Genomic DNA, 14,389 nt, shown 5'->3' on the forward strand with positions numbered 1-14,389 from the left:
CGAGGCTCCGCCCGAGATTTGGAAATGTCGCGACACCCACGGTCAATGGGTACTTTCTGGCCAGGTTATCCGGAGCTCACCGGGGTCCGCGGCCCAACGCGTCGATGACCAACCGCAACACTCGCACCGCCCCCTGTTTGTCCAACGGGTCGTTGGCGTTGCCGCATTTCGGCGACTGCACGCACGACGGACAGCCGGTCGGGCATTCGCAGGCCTCGATCGCCGACGCGGTGGCGCCCCACCAGCGACTCATCGTGTGAAATCCCCGGGCCGCGAAGCCCGCCCCGCCCGGGTACCCGTCGTAGACGAAGATCGTGGGCAGCCCGTCGACCGGACCCACCGCGGTGGACACCCCGCCGATGTCGCCGCGGTCGCAGCTGGCCAGCAACGGCAGCAAGCCGATTGCGGCGTGTTCGGCCGCGTGCAACGACCCCGGCACCTGCACCGGATCGATTCCGTTGTGCAGCAGGGCTTCCGGGGTGATCGTGCACATCACTGCCATCGTGTCCAGTGTCCGGGTCGGCATGTCGAGTTCGACGAAGTCGATCACCTCGCCGTCGAGTCGCCGGCGCAGGTAGCCGGTGACCGTGTTGCTGACCGACACCGGCACCAGCCCGACGGTGACGGCGCCGAGGCTGCGGCGTTCCCCGTCCCCGGTGACGTCGATGTCGGTGATCTCCCGCGCGAACGTCGTGTACCCGGGGTCCTCGGCGTGCACGAACGCGATGCCGTCCTCGAAATCGAGTGAGTCGACGACATAACTCTCACCCTGATGCAGATAGACCGCGCCGGGATGGACCGCGGCCGGCGCCTGCCCCGCACCCGCGCTGCCGAGCATCCTGCCGGTCCCGACCTCCAGGATCGCGATCTGCCCGCCGGCGGCGCCGCGGATGTCCACGGCCGGATGCGGATCGATGCCGGGCGCCGGGAAGAAGCCGCTCGGGCGGCGTCGCAACAGACCGTCGTCGACCAGGTCGTCGGCCACCGATTCGGCCCCCCACATTCGCACCTCCGCCTCGGTCAGCGGTAACTCCGTTGCCGCGCACAACAACTGCGGGCCGAGTACGTACGGGTTGGCGGGGTCGATGACGACGCGCTCGATGGGCCGGTCGAGCAGCGCGGCGGGATGATGCACGAGGTAGGTGTCGAGCGGGTCGTCACGGGCGATCAGCACGATCAGCGCACCCTGGCCGCGCCGGCCCGCCCGGCCGGCCTGCTGCCAGAACGATGCGACCGTGCCCGGGAATCCGGCCAGCACAACGGCATCGAGTCCGGCGATGTCCACACCGAGTTCCAGCGCGTTGGTGGTGGCCATTCCGCGCAGCGTGCCGTCGGCCAGCGCCCGCTCCAGCTCACGCCTGTCCTCGGCCAGATAGCCGGCCCGGTACGACGCCACCAGCTCGGCCAATTCGGGTGCGGTGTCGGCCAATCGGGCCCGCGCGCCGAGCGCGGCGAGTTCGGCGCCGCGTCGCGACCGCACGAACGTCAGCGTGCGGGCACCCTCGGCGATCAGATCGGCCATCACCCGCGACGCCTCGGCGCCCGCGGAACGTCGTACCGGAGCCCCGTTCTCGCCGCGGAGATCGGGGATCAGCGCCGGCTCCCACAACGCGATCGTGCGACCGCCCTGCGGCGAACCGTCCTCGGTGACCTCGGCGACCGTCTGCCCGATCAACTCCGAGGCCGTCACCGCCGGCTCCGCGGTGGTGGCGCTGGCGAAGATCACCGTCGGCCCGGAGAAGTCGGCCGTACTGCTCGAATAGCGCGCGCACAGCCGCAACAGCCTGCGCAGCACCATCGCCACGTTCGACCCGAAAACGCCGCGGTAGTAGTGGCATTCGTCCACCACCAGATAGCGAAGGTTGCGCAGGAACACCGCCCAGCGGGCATGGTTGCGCAGCATCGACAGGTGGATCATGTCCGGGTTGGAGAAGATCCACCGGGACCGCTCCCGTGCGAAGCGGCGCACCTCGGTCGGGCTGTCCCCGTCGTAGGCGCTCGGCGCGACGTCGTCGAGACCCGGCACGGCGGCGGTCAGCGAAGCGGCGGCACGCAATTGGTCGTGTCCGAGTGCTTTCGTCGGGGACAGGTACAGAACCCGGGCGCGCCGATCCTGTTTGAGTGCGGTCAGGATCGGCAGCTGATAGGCCAGTGACTTGCCCGACGCGGTACCCGTGCTCAGCACGACGTGGCGGCCGTCGCGCGCCAACTCGGCCGCGGCCAGCTGATGCGACCACAGCGCCTCGATACCCCGATCATGGAACGCCCGCACCACATCTGGGTCCGCCCAGAGCGGGAAAGGATGGGTTCGGGCGCGGCGGGGCGGCAGGTCCGCGACATGGCGCAGCGGGTACTCGTCTGCCGCGGTGCCCTCCACCGCACATGCGAGCAGCTCGCGGCCGAAATCCGGCGCCGGATCGCTCACCTGGGACCCTCCCGGTCAAGGACCGGGGCCACCTGATCTCCGGCCCCGTGCTTCATCTACGTGAATTGTTCACTACGGGATCCCCGCGAGACTGTCGCAGTCGCCGATCTCATGGTTGACTGATCGCGGTCGCAGCTTCTGTGTTCGTGTGTCAGCACTCGCAGGAACGTCGTTGCGATCGCGGTTCCTGCGAGGGTTGTAGGTCGGGTCGAGTTCCGAGCACTCCACGAAGGTATGGCGGTCGGAACGGGCCCGGTCTGCCGAAAGACGGCGGACCGCACCCGGTTGAATACAGAGAAGGAAAGTACGAAAGATGCCACAGGGAACTGTGAAGTGGTTCAACGCGGAAAAGGGTTTCGGGTTCATCGCTCCCGAGGACGGCTCCGCTGACGTCTTTGTCCACTACACGGAAATCCAGGGAAGCGGCTTCCGCACCCTGGAAGAGAACCAGAAGGTCGAGTTCGAGGTCGGCCAGAGCCCCAAGGGCCCGCAGGCCACCGGCGTTCGCGCCGTCTGAGCGGAACCACCCAAGACCTATCGACACCCCCGCGTCGTCCCACCGGACACGCGGGGGTGTCCTTGTTCGTGCGGCCCCGATCCGCGCGGCCTGGCTTAATGTCGACAGTGTGAGCCAGTTGTCCTTCTTTTCTGCGGAGTCGGTGCCCCCGGCGATCGCCGATCTGACGGGCATTCTGGCCGGCCCCGGGCAGGCCGTGTTGCTGAGCGGGCCGCAGGGCCAGGCCGCGCGGCTGTCGGTGGTCGTCGAGCAGCGGTGGCGGGCCGACGCGCTGGCGGAGATGATCGCCGACGCCGGGTTGGAGCCCGAAATCGTCCGCACCGATGAGAACAACCCGCTGGTGCGTACCAACGCCGACGTCCGGCTGGTGCCCATCGCGGTGTCGTGGACCAGGGGAGCGGTCAAGACGGTCCCGCCGCAGTGGCTGCCCGGTCCCCGTGAACTGCGTGCCTGGACGCTGGCGGCGGGGACTCCGGAATCCGACCGTTACCTGCTCGGGTTGGACCCGCACGCGCCCGACACGCATTCCGCGCTCGCATCGGCAATGATGAGAATCGGGATCGCGCCGACTCTGATCGGCACCAGGGGATCGCATCCGGCGTTGCGGATCAGCGGCCGACGACGGCTATCGCGCCTGGTAGAGAACGTGGGGGAACCTCCGGAGGCTGCCGAGGCGTTGTCGCATTGGCCGCGGATCTAGCTGCTCTGAGAGGGTCCGCGGGGAGGGGGACGGTTTGCGTCGGCAAGCCCGGGGTGTCAAATTGTCAGTTGCCGGGGCGGGTCGCGTGAATAAATGCACCGCAGGGCAGCAGAAAGAATGGTGGAGCTAGATCGTGAATGGGTCACGTGGCTGACGGGGACCGCGGCAACGGCAAGAACGGGTCCGTGCGGCGACTCGTCATCGTCGAGTCGCCCACAAAGGCGCGCAAAATCGCCGGTTACCTGGGGTCGAACTACATCGTCGAGTCCTCCAGGGGGCACATCCGCGACCTGCCGCGCGCCGCAGCCGACGTGCCCGCGAAGTACAAATCGGAGCCGTGGGCGCGCCTCGGGGTCAACGTCGACGCCGACTTCGAGCCGCTCTACATCATCAGCCCCGACAAGAAGGCCACCGTCGCCGATCTGAAGGACAAGCTCAAGAACGTCGACGAGCTCTACCTCGCCACCGACGGTGACCGCGAGGGTGAGGCCATCGCCTGGCACCTGCTGGAGACGCTGAAGCCGCGCATCCCGGTCAAGCGGATGGTGTTCCACGAGATCACCGAGCCCGCGATCCGCGCCGCCGCCGAGGACCCCCGCGACCTGGACAACGACCTGGTCGACGCGCAGGAGACCCGCCGCATCCTCGACCGCCTCTACGGCTACGAGGTCAGCCCCGTGCTGTGGAAGAAGGTCGCGCCGAAGCTGTCGGCCGGCCGCGTGCAGTCCGTCGCGACCCGCATCATCGTCCAGCGTGAACGCGAGCGGATGGCATTCCGCTCCGCCGGGTACTGGGACGTCACCGCCGAACTCGACGCCAGCGTCTCCGATGCCCAGGCCAGCCCCCCGACGTTCGTCGCGAAGCTGAACACGGTCGACGGCCGCCGCGTGGCCACCGGCCGCGATTTCGACTCCCTCGGGGCGGTCCGCAAGCCCGACGAGGTGCTCGTGCTCGACGAGGCGGCGGCGACCGGGCTGGCCTCGGGCCTTCGTGGGGCCCAGCTGGCCGTGTCGTCGGTGGAGCAGAAGCCCTACACCCGCAGGCCCTACGCGCCGTTCATGACCTCGACGCTGCAGCAGGAGGCGGGCCGCAAGCTGCGGTTCACGTCAGAGCGCACGATGAGCATCGCGCAGCGGCTCTACGAGAACGGCTACATCACCTACATGCGTACCGACTCGACGACACTGTCGCAGTCGGCCATCGACGCGGCCCGTAACCAGGCCCGTCAGCTCTACGGCGACGAGTACGTGCATCCGACGCCGCGCCAGTACACCCGCAAGGTCAAGAACGCGCAGGAGGCCCACGAGGCCATCCGACCCGCGGGTGACGTCTTCCAGACGCCGGGCCAGCTGCACAGCCAGCTCGACACCGACGAGTTCCGGCTCTACGAGCTGATCTGGCAGCGCACCGTGGCCTCGCAGATGGCCGATGCCCGCGGCACCACGTTGAGCCTGCGGATCGCCGGCCAGGCTGCCGGTGGCGAGCAGGTGGTGTTCAACGCCTCCGGCCGCACCATCACGTTCCCGGGCTTCCTGAAGGCCTACGTGGAGAGCCTCGACGACCAGGCCGGCGGTGAGGCCGACGACGCCGAGAGCCGGTTGCCGAACCTGACCCAGGGGCAGCGGGTCGACGCCAAGGACCTGACCGCCGACGGCCACACCACCTCGCCGCCCGCGCGCTACACCGAGGCGTCGCTGATCAAGGCACTCGAGGATCTCGGCATCGGCCGGCCGTCGACGTACAGCTCGATCATCAAGACGATCCAGGACCGCGGCTACGTCCACAAGAAGGGCAGCGCGCTGGTGCCGTCCTGGGTCGCGTTCGCGGTGATCGGACTGCTCGAGCAGCATTTCGGCCGGCTGGTCGACTACGACTTCACCGCCGCGATGGAAGACGAACTCGACGCGATCGCCGCGGGTAACGAGCGACGTACCAACTGGCTCAACAACTTCTACTTCGGTGGCGAGCACGGTGTCGAGGGTTCGATCGCCCGCGAAGGCGGTCTGAAGAAGCTCGTCGGCGGCAATCTCGAAGAGATCGACGCCCGAGAAGTCAACTCCATCAAGCTCTTCGACGACTCCGAGGGTCGTGCGGTCAACGTCCGGGTCGGCCGCAACGGGCCGTACCTGGAGCGGATGATCGCCGATCCCGATAATCCGGGTGAGCTCAAGCCGCAACGCGCCAACCTCAAAGACGAGCTGACTCCCGACGAGCTGACCCTCGAACTGGCCGAAAAGCTTTTCGCCACACCGCAAGAGGGCCGCTCGCTGGGCATCGATCCGGCCACCGGACACGAGATCGTCGCCAAGGACGGCCGGTACGGCCCGTACGTGACCGAGGTGCTGCCGGAACCCGAGTCGGGGAATCCCGACGATGGCACAGCGGGGGTGGCGGCGAAGAAGGGCAAGAAGCCGACCGGGCCCAAGCCGCGCACCGGATCACTGTTGCGCACAATGGATCTGGAGACGGTGACGCTCGACGACGCGCTGAAGCTGCTGTCGCTGCCGCGGGTGGTCGGCGTGGATCCCGAGAACGGTGAGGAGATCACCGCCCAGAACGGCCGCTACGGCCCGTACCTCAAGCGCGGCACCGACTCCCGGTCGCTGGCCACCGAAGAGCAGATGTTCACCATCACGCTCGACGAGGCGCTCAAGATCTACGCGGAACCGAAACGGCGTGGCCGCCAAGGCGCCGCGACGCCGCCGCTGCGCGAACTGGGTGTCGACCCGGTCTCGGAGAAGCCGATGGTGATCAAGGACGGCCGGTTCGGTCCGTACGTCACCGACGGCGAGACGAACGCAAGCCTGCGCAAGGGTGACGACGTGCTGTCGATCACCGACGAACGCGCCTCCGAACTGCTCGCCGACCGGCGCGCCCGCGGTCCGGTGAAGAAGAAGGCCGCCGCGAAGAAGACGGTGAAAAAGGCCGCCAAGAAGGCGCCCGCCAAGAAGGCGCCCGCGAAGAAGGCCGCGAAAAAGGCCTAGGCGCAGCGCGAACAGTGCCCGCCCGCGGTCACTCCGGTGTGGTGGACGCGCGGTCGGGAATGCCGGCCCAGGGTGCGCCATTCACCGGTGACGCGTCGTCAGCGGCGCTCGGGGCCGCCTCGCTGTAGGCCTCATCCGGGGAAGCCAGCTTCACGGGGCGAGCCAGCTGTGTCGGCGCCGTGCGGCCGCGCAGTTCGACGATCTCGCCGACGTTCCAGCACAGTGCCTCGGCGTCCAGCGCGTCGGACACCGCGATCGAGGACGCCAGCACGTGCCCGGGCTCGTGCTTGGCGAGCTCGGTCAGCCGGGCCGCCTCGTTGACCGGGTCGCCGATCACCGTGTATTCGAAGCGCGCCTGCGCGCCGATGTGGCCGGCGATGGCCCGGCCCGCGGAGACGCCGATGCCGAACTCGGTCTCGCCGAGCACCCGGATCAGCTCGTCGTGCAGTTCTCGCGACGCCGCCAGCGCCGCGCCGGACGCGTCCGGATGTTCGATCGGCGCGCCGAAGATCGCCAGCGCCGCGTCGCCCTGGAATTTGTTGACGAATCCGCCGTGCCGGTTCACGGTGTCGACGACGACACGGAAGAACTCGTTGAGCAGGTTGACGACCTCGGAGGCCGGCACGGTCGCGGCCAGGTGCGTGGAACCGACCAGGTCGACGAACAGCACCGCGACGTCGCGTTCCTGGCCGCCGAGCTCGGTGCCGCGCTCCAGCGCACGGCGCGCGACGTCCTCACCGACGTACCGGCCGAACAGATCGCGCAGGCGTTGTCGTTCGGCCAGGTCGCGCACCATGTCGTTGAAGCCGGCCTGCAGCAGCCCCAGCTCGCTGGCGTCGTAGATCTGCATGTGCGCGTTGTAGTTGCCGCGCTGTACCTCGCCGAGGGCCCAGCGCAGCTGCCGCAACGGGTCGGCGATCGACATCGCCACCAGTACGGTGCTGGACAACCCGATGACCAGCGCGACGATCGCCAACAGCAGGATCGTGGTGACCAGCCGGTCGGCGGGCGCGGTCAGCACCTCGAACTTGCTGGCCACCAGCGCGAGCACGATGGCCAGCACCGGCACGCCCGTGGACAGCACCCAGGTCAGCACCTGGCGCAGGATCACCCCGGGCGCCCGGAAGTTCTCCGGTACGCCGCCGCGCAGCGCCGCCACGGCGACGGGCCGCAGCACACGCTCGGATTGCAGGTAGCCGATGATCGCGGTGGCCGTCGCGCCCAGACCCGTCGCCACGGCCACCACCGGGGCCGATTTGGAGGCCACCGGCCAGCTCGCCACGATGAACACCACCGAGCCGAGCAGCCAGTTCGTCGCGCTGATCAGCGAGCGGTAGAACGGCATCTTCAGCGCCCGCATCCGCGCGACCTCGGTCTCGGCGGGGTCCCGATCGCCCAGCAGCGTCTCCCGGCGCTGCCAGCGCATCACCGGGATCAGCATGCGCAGCGTCAGATAGGACGCGACCGTGAACGAGACGAACAGGTAGCCGAGGAAGATGGCCAGGTTGTAGGCGGGCAGGTCCTGCAGCTGGATGCGGTCCTCGGGCGGTAGCCCGAAGCGCAGGAAGCCCAGCACCAGCAGGGCGCCGATGATGTCGGCCTGCAGCATGCCCAGCGTGAACACCGGCCAGGGCGTGCGCGCGACCCAGCGGACGAACGCGCTGATGCGTCCCATCTCGATCGGTTCGGCGGCCACCCGATTACCGTATCGGGCCGGCCTGACGCAGAAGGGGCCTCTGGGGCGGACGTGTCGGTTCGCAGCACTACTGTTATCGGCGATGGCCGGAGTTTTCTCGCGCCTGGTGGGCCAGGACGCAGTCGAGAAGGAGCTGATCGCCGCGGCAAGAGCCGCGCGCGGTGATTCCTCTCACAGCGAGGCTGTGACAGGCACCATGACGCACGCGTGGCTGATCACCGGCCCGCCCGGATCGGGACGGTCGGTGGCCGCGCTGTGTTTCGCCGCCGCGCTGCAGTGCACGGCCGAGGGCACGCCGGGCTGCGGAGAATGCCGGGCCTGTACGACCGCGATGGCCGGCACCCACGCCGACGTGCGCCGCATCATCCCGGAGGGGTTGTCCATCGGCGTCGGTGAGATGCGGGCCATCGTGCAGATCGCGTCCCGGCGCCCGGGCACCGGCCGCTGGCAGGTCGTCGTGATCGAGGATGCCGACCGGCTCACCGAGGGCGCGGCGAACGCGCTGCTGAAGGTCGTGGAGGAGCCGCCCCCGTCGACGGTGTTCCTGTTGTGCGCCCCGTCGGTGGACCCGGAGGACATCGCGATCACGCTGCGCTCGCGGTGCCGCCACGTCGCGTTGGTGACGCCGCCGGCCGATGCGATCGCCCGGGTGCTGATCGACAGCGACGCGCTGGACCGGGAGACGGCCGAATGGGCGGCGTCGGTCAGCGGCGGCCACGTCGGGCGGGCCCGCAGGCTGGCCACCGACGAACAGGCCAGGGAGCGGCGCAAGCGGGCGCTCGGATTGGCCCGCGACGCCGCCACACCGGCGCGCGCGTATGCGGCCGCCGAGGAACTCGTGGCGACCGCCGAGGCGGAGGCCAAGGCCCTGACCGGAGACCGCAACGAGGCCGAGGCCGAGGAGCTGCGCACCGCGCTGGGCGCGGGTGGGACGGGCAAGGGCACCGCGGGGGCGGTACGCGGCGCCGCGGGGGCGCTCAAGGACCTGGAGAAGCGGCAGAAATCGCGGCAGACCCGGGCGTCGCGCGATGCGATGGACCGGGCGCTGATCGACCTCGCCACCTATTTCCGGGACGCGCTGCTGGTGTCCTCGGGCGCGACCGGCGTCGCGGCGAACCATCCCGACATGGCCGACAAGGTCGCCGCGCTGGCCGCTCACGCGTCCCCGGACAAGCTGCTGCGCTGCATCGAGGCGGTGCTCGAATGCCGCGAGGCGCTGGCGGTCAACGTCAAGCCCAAGTTCGCCGTCGATGCGATGGTCGCCACGGTCGGACAGGCGTTGCGCAGCTGAGTTCGGCGGGCAGGAGCGCAGCACCGGGGCTCAAGTTGGGTCGCGGGCAGGCCCTATCGTAGACTCATGCCGCTGTTCGTCAGCGCCGCCTTAGCTCAGTCGGTAGAGCGATTCACTCGTAATGAATAGGTCGGGGGTTCGATTCCCCCAGGCGGCTCCACCACTTCTCGTCCGCGTCATGACATCAGTGACCGGCGTCGCCGTCGTTCCGGACCAAGGGCGACGGTATGGCCATCGCAGCGATCCATCCACAGCGCGATCGTCAGCGACGTCGACCACAGCACCGTCCGGTCGCCTTCGGACACGATCAGCGCGCTGCGCGCGCCGACCTCCGGCGGGATGTCCGGTGGACTGCCGCGGGCGGTGACGCGCCGAAAACCGCGAACGCCTGCACACCGGCACAGCTGCCCCACGTCGAGATGGTCTGCGCGTGCCGGGCTGGATCCGGATACCGGCGTTGAGCACGCGTGTGCAGCGGTGGTGGGTCGATCCGGTAGACCCGCGACGGCGCGGTCTCGGCCCGAATTACGGCTTCCGGCTTCTCGATTCGCATCTACGGGCATCCGCCCGGCGTTGCCGAAGCGTGATGAACGCTTGATGGAATCGAAGGCGTGCGGGTGACTTCCGCGCATTAGGGTGAGACCCCGGCGTCAATTCTGCTGATGCTGCGAACTCGAGTGATACGGAGGCCATGCGCGTGGCTGTGCGAAGTGCCTTCGCTGTGTGCGTAGTGACGGCGGGCGTCATTGCCGGTCCGTTGGAGATCGACGAAATGGCTAGGTGGACACCACAACTGGCGATCGCCTCGCTGCTGCCCGCGGAGGGTGCGGTCGTGGGCGTGGCACACCCTGTGGTCGTCACCTTCGACGGGTCGGTGGTCGATCGGCACGCCGCCGAGCAGGCCGTGCGCATCACCTCAGAGCCAGCCATGACCGGCACGTTCGAATGGGTCGAACCCAATGTCGCACACTGGGTCCCGGACAGTTTCTGGCCCGCGCACAGCACGGTGAAACTCACGCTGGGTGACCTGCCCACCAGAACATTCGAGATCGGTCCTGCAGTCATCGGGGTCGCCAACATCGCTGACCACACCTTCACCGTGACGGTCGACGGGAAGGCGCCTTCTGAGCTGCCGGCGCCGCACCACAGGCCCTACTGGGGGCAGGGCGGGGTGTTCCCGGCCTCGATGGGCCGCCCGCAATACCCCACGCCCGTGGGTATCTATTCCGTTCTGGCCAAAGAGCGTGATGTGACCATGGATTCGAGCAGCGTGGGTATTCCTGTCGATGCTCCCGACGGCTACCTGCTGGACGTGGAGTACGCCGTGCGGTTCACGAAGCGAGGCCTCTTCGTGCATTCGGCTCCGTGGGCTCTCAACCAGATGGGCCACGAGAACGGTAGCCATGGCTGCATCGGACTCAGTACCGAAGACGCCGAGTGGTACTTCAACGCAGTCAACGTTGGTGACCCGATCATCGTGCGGGAGAACGGTGTCGAGGTGCCACAGACGGTGACCGGGTAGGGATCGGTCCTCAGTCGGGTCGAACTGCGATGCGCCATGGAGGCGCTGATCGCCAGGTGCTGACAACCCGAGTCCGGTCAACCATTGTGGGGAAGGTGCGATGCCCGCGAAACCTCGTGCCTGAGACGTAGTGGTGGCCCGCCCCGCGCGGGACGGGCCACCGGCGATGTCCTCAGTTCGTGGTTGTGGGACCCGGTGAGATCGGCTGACCAGGCACCGGGGCTCCGATCGGCGCGGGACCGCTCAGGTCGCCCTTGCCGCCGAGACCGCCCATGGTCGCCACCGGAAGCCCGCCCGCGGCGGCAGCGGCCGGCGGTACCACTGGTGGTGGGGCCAGCGGCGGAACAACCGGTGGCGGCGCCAGCGGCGGGATAGCCGGAGAAATCGGTGGCGGCGCCAAGGGCGGTGGGACCACCGGCGGGACAACGGGCGGCGCCATGGGCGGTGGTATCGGCCCGGGGAGCGCCATCGGGACCCCGGACATCTCAGACACCGCCGCGCACGGCGCAGCCGCCGCCGGAACCTCTCCGGCAGAGGTCTGGAAGCAGTCGGACCCGCCCGCGTGCGCGACGGCGGGACTGAACCCCATGGTGATTCCGCACAGCCCGGCGCCGACGGCAGCCACTCTGATACCCAGTCGATCAAAGACTGCCATCAACCACCAACTCTTTCTTGACAATGATGTTCTGCTCAGAAGCGGTAGAGCAGAACCTCTGCTGAACCAAGCCTGAGGCCGGCCGCTGGAGAACGACAGCGTCAATTTATCGGGACGAGTGCAGGTCCGGAATACACCGTTCCCGAATGGTGACGTTCGTTCCCAGTTGGTATCCGTCTGTGTCGAAACAGGTTGGAAAAGAGATGATTTCGATATGAACGCGTTCGGCTTCCGGAAGATGCCTGTGATCGCCCCGCGGGTTACGGAGTCGCGAAGTCGCCGACGGCAGTCGTCATATTGCCGTTCGACGCGGTAGCGAATCCAGCTGCGGCGAATGTGCAGTTCAAGATGATCGCCCGGTGCCCCGGACTGCCCATCCAGAAGGCAAGCGCGGCCTCCGCGGTCGCAGAGGACCCGGTGGCCCAGAAGACGATCTCTCCTGAGGCGGCGACCTGGTAGCCCGCATCCGCCATACGCGCCTTCGGCGACGAGCCGTCCGAGCCCACGTGGCTGAAGTTGCTGTTCGTCAGCATGTCGTTGGCGTGCCGCTGCGCCGCCGCGGCCAGACGGGCATCCTGTCGGATCGGTCCGCATGATTGGCGAAGCTGGTTGACACCGACGTACAACCCGGTAGCCACGTCGGCCTGGGCCGTGACACCGTCGGTTGCGCCGAGCGCCGTGACGACGACAGCGCTGATCGCGAAGGCGCCGGCGAACTTCGTCTTCATCACCTGTACGTCGCGGGACCGCGGAACTTCGTTACCGAATCGAGATGATGTCCTGTGCCGACCCGCGCGCACGGTCTGTGTGCACTCCGACGCTCTAGGAGCGCCTAGGCCGGCGCGACGAAGCCGACCGGTCCCGCGGCGACGCAGACCGACAGCGCGGCGGTGTTCGCGCTCACGGTGATCGCGTCCCCGGCGCCGGGCAGTCGGACGAACACCCGGTTGAGGCCGGGGTGCACCGGCACCTTCACCTCGTCGCCTTCTGACAGCGACAGCGTGATGGACCCCTCGCTGTTGCCGAGGTAGTTGATCTCCGCGGTCCAGTCCGCGGGCAGCAGCGGACCGTCCAACGGCATCCGCACCGGGAAGTCGGGCTGAACCAGATAGCCGCACCGCTCGTCGGGTCCGGGCCGGATACTGCGCACCCAGGTCACCTGCGCGTCGGTCAGCCGGCCCGCGGAGTCGAGCATGCGTAGTTCCGGCGTCGCCGAGGAGAATTCGGGCCGGTCACGCAGCAGCGCGAACATGTGGGAGGCGAGGTTCTCCGGCCACGCGACCCGCTGCAGCACCAACGGGTCGACCTCCTGGTCCAGCATCGGCGCATCCGAGTCGGTATGCGCCTGCGCGAGGGCGGCCCGCGCGTTCTGCAGGTATGGCTGCGCCGGGTTGTCCTGCCAGCTGGTCAGGAACGTCGCCGTCGAGTACAGGCTGCTGATCGCGAATAGCCCTGCGCAGCAGACTGTTACCAGGGTCCGCCGGGGGGATGCATCCAACCATCCCGAGCCGGGCCGGTTCGGGGCGCACAACCCGACGGCGGCCAGCAGCGCCAACACCAGCACCAGATCGGGCAGGTAGCGCAGGGTCTGCGCCAACTCCAGTGCGGTGAACCGTGACGAGCGCATCAGATAGATCGGCACCTGGCAGGCCACCGCATAACCCAGCGCGGCCAACCACACCGGTCCGAGCCGATACTTGCGCCGTAGCGAGACCGCCACCACCGCACCCAACGCCAGCCAGCCGAGCACCATCACGACCACGGGCGGGGTGGCCCACGGCGACGCCGGCGCCCACCGCTGCCAGTCCCACGGGCCGCCGACCAGACCCGGGACGATGCCGTGGGTGAACGAGCGGCGCAACAGATCCCACGTCATCGCCAGGTCGAAACTCCACCGCTGCTGGTCGACGACGAGCAGGTACACCCCGATCCAGGTGGCCGTCACCGCCAGCGAGGCCACCCACAGCCGCCGCCCTCGCTGCCACACCTCGCGCACCCCGGCCGTGCCGGTGACATACCCGTACAGCGCGGTGACCGTGAACGCGACGAACGGGATGATGGCCGCCTTCTCGAAGAACAACAGCCCGCCGAGGAACACCAGCGCCCCGGACCAGGCGTGCCGCATGACACCGGTGCGCACCAACAGGATCGCCTCCGCGCACACCCACGCCATCGCCGCCAGCATCGGCAGCGAGTTCAGCGCGGCGGCCCACCATGCGAAAGACGGCACCGCCAGCGGGGTGAACAGCGCAAAAGTCAACGGCACCAGCAACACCGGCCGCCACCCGAGGATCACGTACAGCGCGCGAAGCAGAGCCAGCGCCGCGACGAGCGCCAGCACCACCATGCTGACCGCCGGGCCGATCCAGTTCAGCGGCGCCGCCCGGGTGATCGCGCCCGCGACCAGGAATGCCCCGGGCATCACGTGACCGTCGTGGTCGTCGAACAGATATCCCGGCGACAGCAGCGGCTGGGTACCGGCTCGGCCGACGAGAATCAGGTCGTCCCAATAGAAGTAGCCGCCGAAGGCCAGCACCGCGCGGACCACCAGGTGCACGGCGATCAGCGCCGCGGCGACACGGGGGACGGTGAATCTCAC

At 68.6% G+C, this 14,389-nt stretch carries 9 protein-coding genes and 1 tRNA gene; 6 read left to right on the top strand and 4 right to left on the bottom strand.

The window, feature by feature from the left end:
* Window positions 1–76: 76 nt before the first annotated feature.
* Window positions 77–2,425, bottom strand: a complete 2,349-nt coding sequence (locus NTM_RS09830; RefSeq protein ID WP_163766187.1) for a DNA 3'-5' helicase SftH — start codon at window positions 2,423–2,425, stop codon at window positions 77–79.
* Between the two features lie 313 nt (window positions 2,426–2,738).
* Between NTM_RS09830 and NTM_RS09835 the strand changes: the two genes are divergently transcribed.
* The 3 genes from NTM_RS09835 (at window position 2,739) to topA (ending at window position 6,626) form a co-directional block, all read left to right on the top strand.
* Complete coding sequence (locus NTM_RS09835; RefSeq protein WP_006243848.1) at window positions 2,739–2,942, top strand: cold-shock protein; 204 nt, start codon at window positions 2,739–2,741, stop codon at window positions 2,940–2,942.
* 109 nt (window positions 2,943–3,051) lie between these two features.
* Complete coding sequence (locus tag NTM_RS09840; protein WP_104862610.1) at window positions 3,052–3,642, top strand: hypothetical protein; 591 nt, start codon at window positions 3,052–3,054, stop codon at window positions 3,640–3,642.
* 146 nt (window positions 3,643–3,788) lie between these two features.
* Complete coding sequence (gene topA, locus NTM_RS09845; RefSeq protein ID WP_163766188.1) at window positions 3,789–6,626, top strand: type I DNA topoisomerase; 2,838 nt, start codon at window positions 3,789–3,791, stop codon at window positions 6,624–6,626.
* 28 nt (window positions 6,627–6,654) lie between these two features.
* Here topA and NTM_RS09850 read toward each other — a convergent pair whose 3' ends face one another.
* Window positions 6,655–8,322 (bottom strand): adenylate/guanylate cyclase domain-containing protein, encoded by a 1,668-nt coding sequence (locus NTM_RS09850; protein ID WP_232079673.1) that lies wholly within the window; start codon window positions 8,320–8,322, stop codon window positions 6,655–6,657.
* Window positions 8,323–8,404: 82 nt separating this feature from the next.
* Between NTM_RS09850 and NTM_RS09855 the strand changes: the two genes are divergently transcribed.
* The 3 genes from NTM_RS09855 (at window position 8,405) to NTM_RS09865 (ending at window position 11,135) form a co-directional block, all read left to right on the top strand.
* Window positions 8,405–9,613: a DNA polymerase III subunit delta' gene (locus NTM_RS09855; RefSeq protein WP_104862609.1), complete on the top strand. Its 1,209-nt coding sequence runs from the start codon at window positions 8,405–8,407 to the stop codon at window positions 9,611–9,613.
* 84 nt (window positions 9,614–9,697) lie between these two features.
* A tRNA-Thr gene (locus tag NTM_RS09860) sits at window positions 9,698–9,773 on the top strand.
* Between the two features lie 531 nt (window positions 9,774–10,304).
* Window positions 10,305–11,135, top strand: a complete 831-nt coding sequence (locus NTM_RS09865; RefSeq protein ID WP_163766189.1) for a L,D-transpeptidase — start codon at window positions 10,305–10,307, stop codon at window positions 11,133–11,135.
* A gap of 915 nt (window positions 11,136–12,050) precedes the next feature.
* Here the strand turns inward: NTM_RS09865 and NTM_RS09870 are convergent.
* Together NTM_RS09870 and NTM_RS09875 are read right to left on the bottom strand one after the other, a co-directional pair.
* Window positions 12,051–12,518: a CAP domain-containing protein gene (locus NTM_RS09870; protein ID WP_104862605.1), complete on the bottom strand. Its 468-nt coding sequence runs from the start codon at window positions 12,516–12,518 to the stop codon at window positions 12,051–12,053.
* Between the two features lie 104 nt (window positions 12,519–12,622).
* The gene (locus NTM_RS09875; protein WP_163766190.1) at window positions 12,623–14,389 is read right to left on the bottom strand and encodes a hypothetical protein; all 1,767 of its coding nucleotides are present in this window, start codon (window positions 14,387–14,389) and stop codon (window positions 12,623–12,625) included.

This window comes from Mycolicibacterium parafortuitum, from assembly GCF_010725485.1.
Classification (GTDB): Bacteria; Actinomycetota; Actinomycetes; order Mycobacteriales; family Mycobacteriaceae; genus Mycobacterium.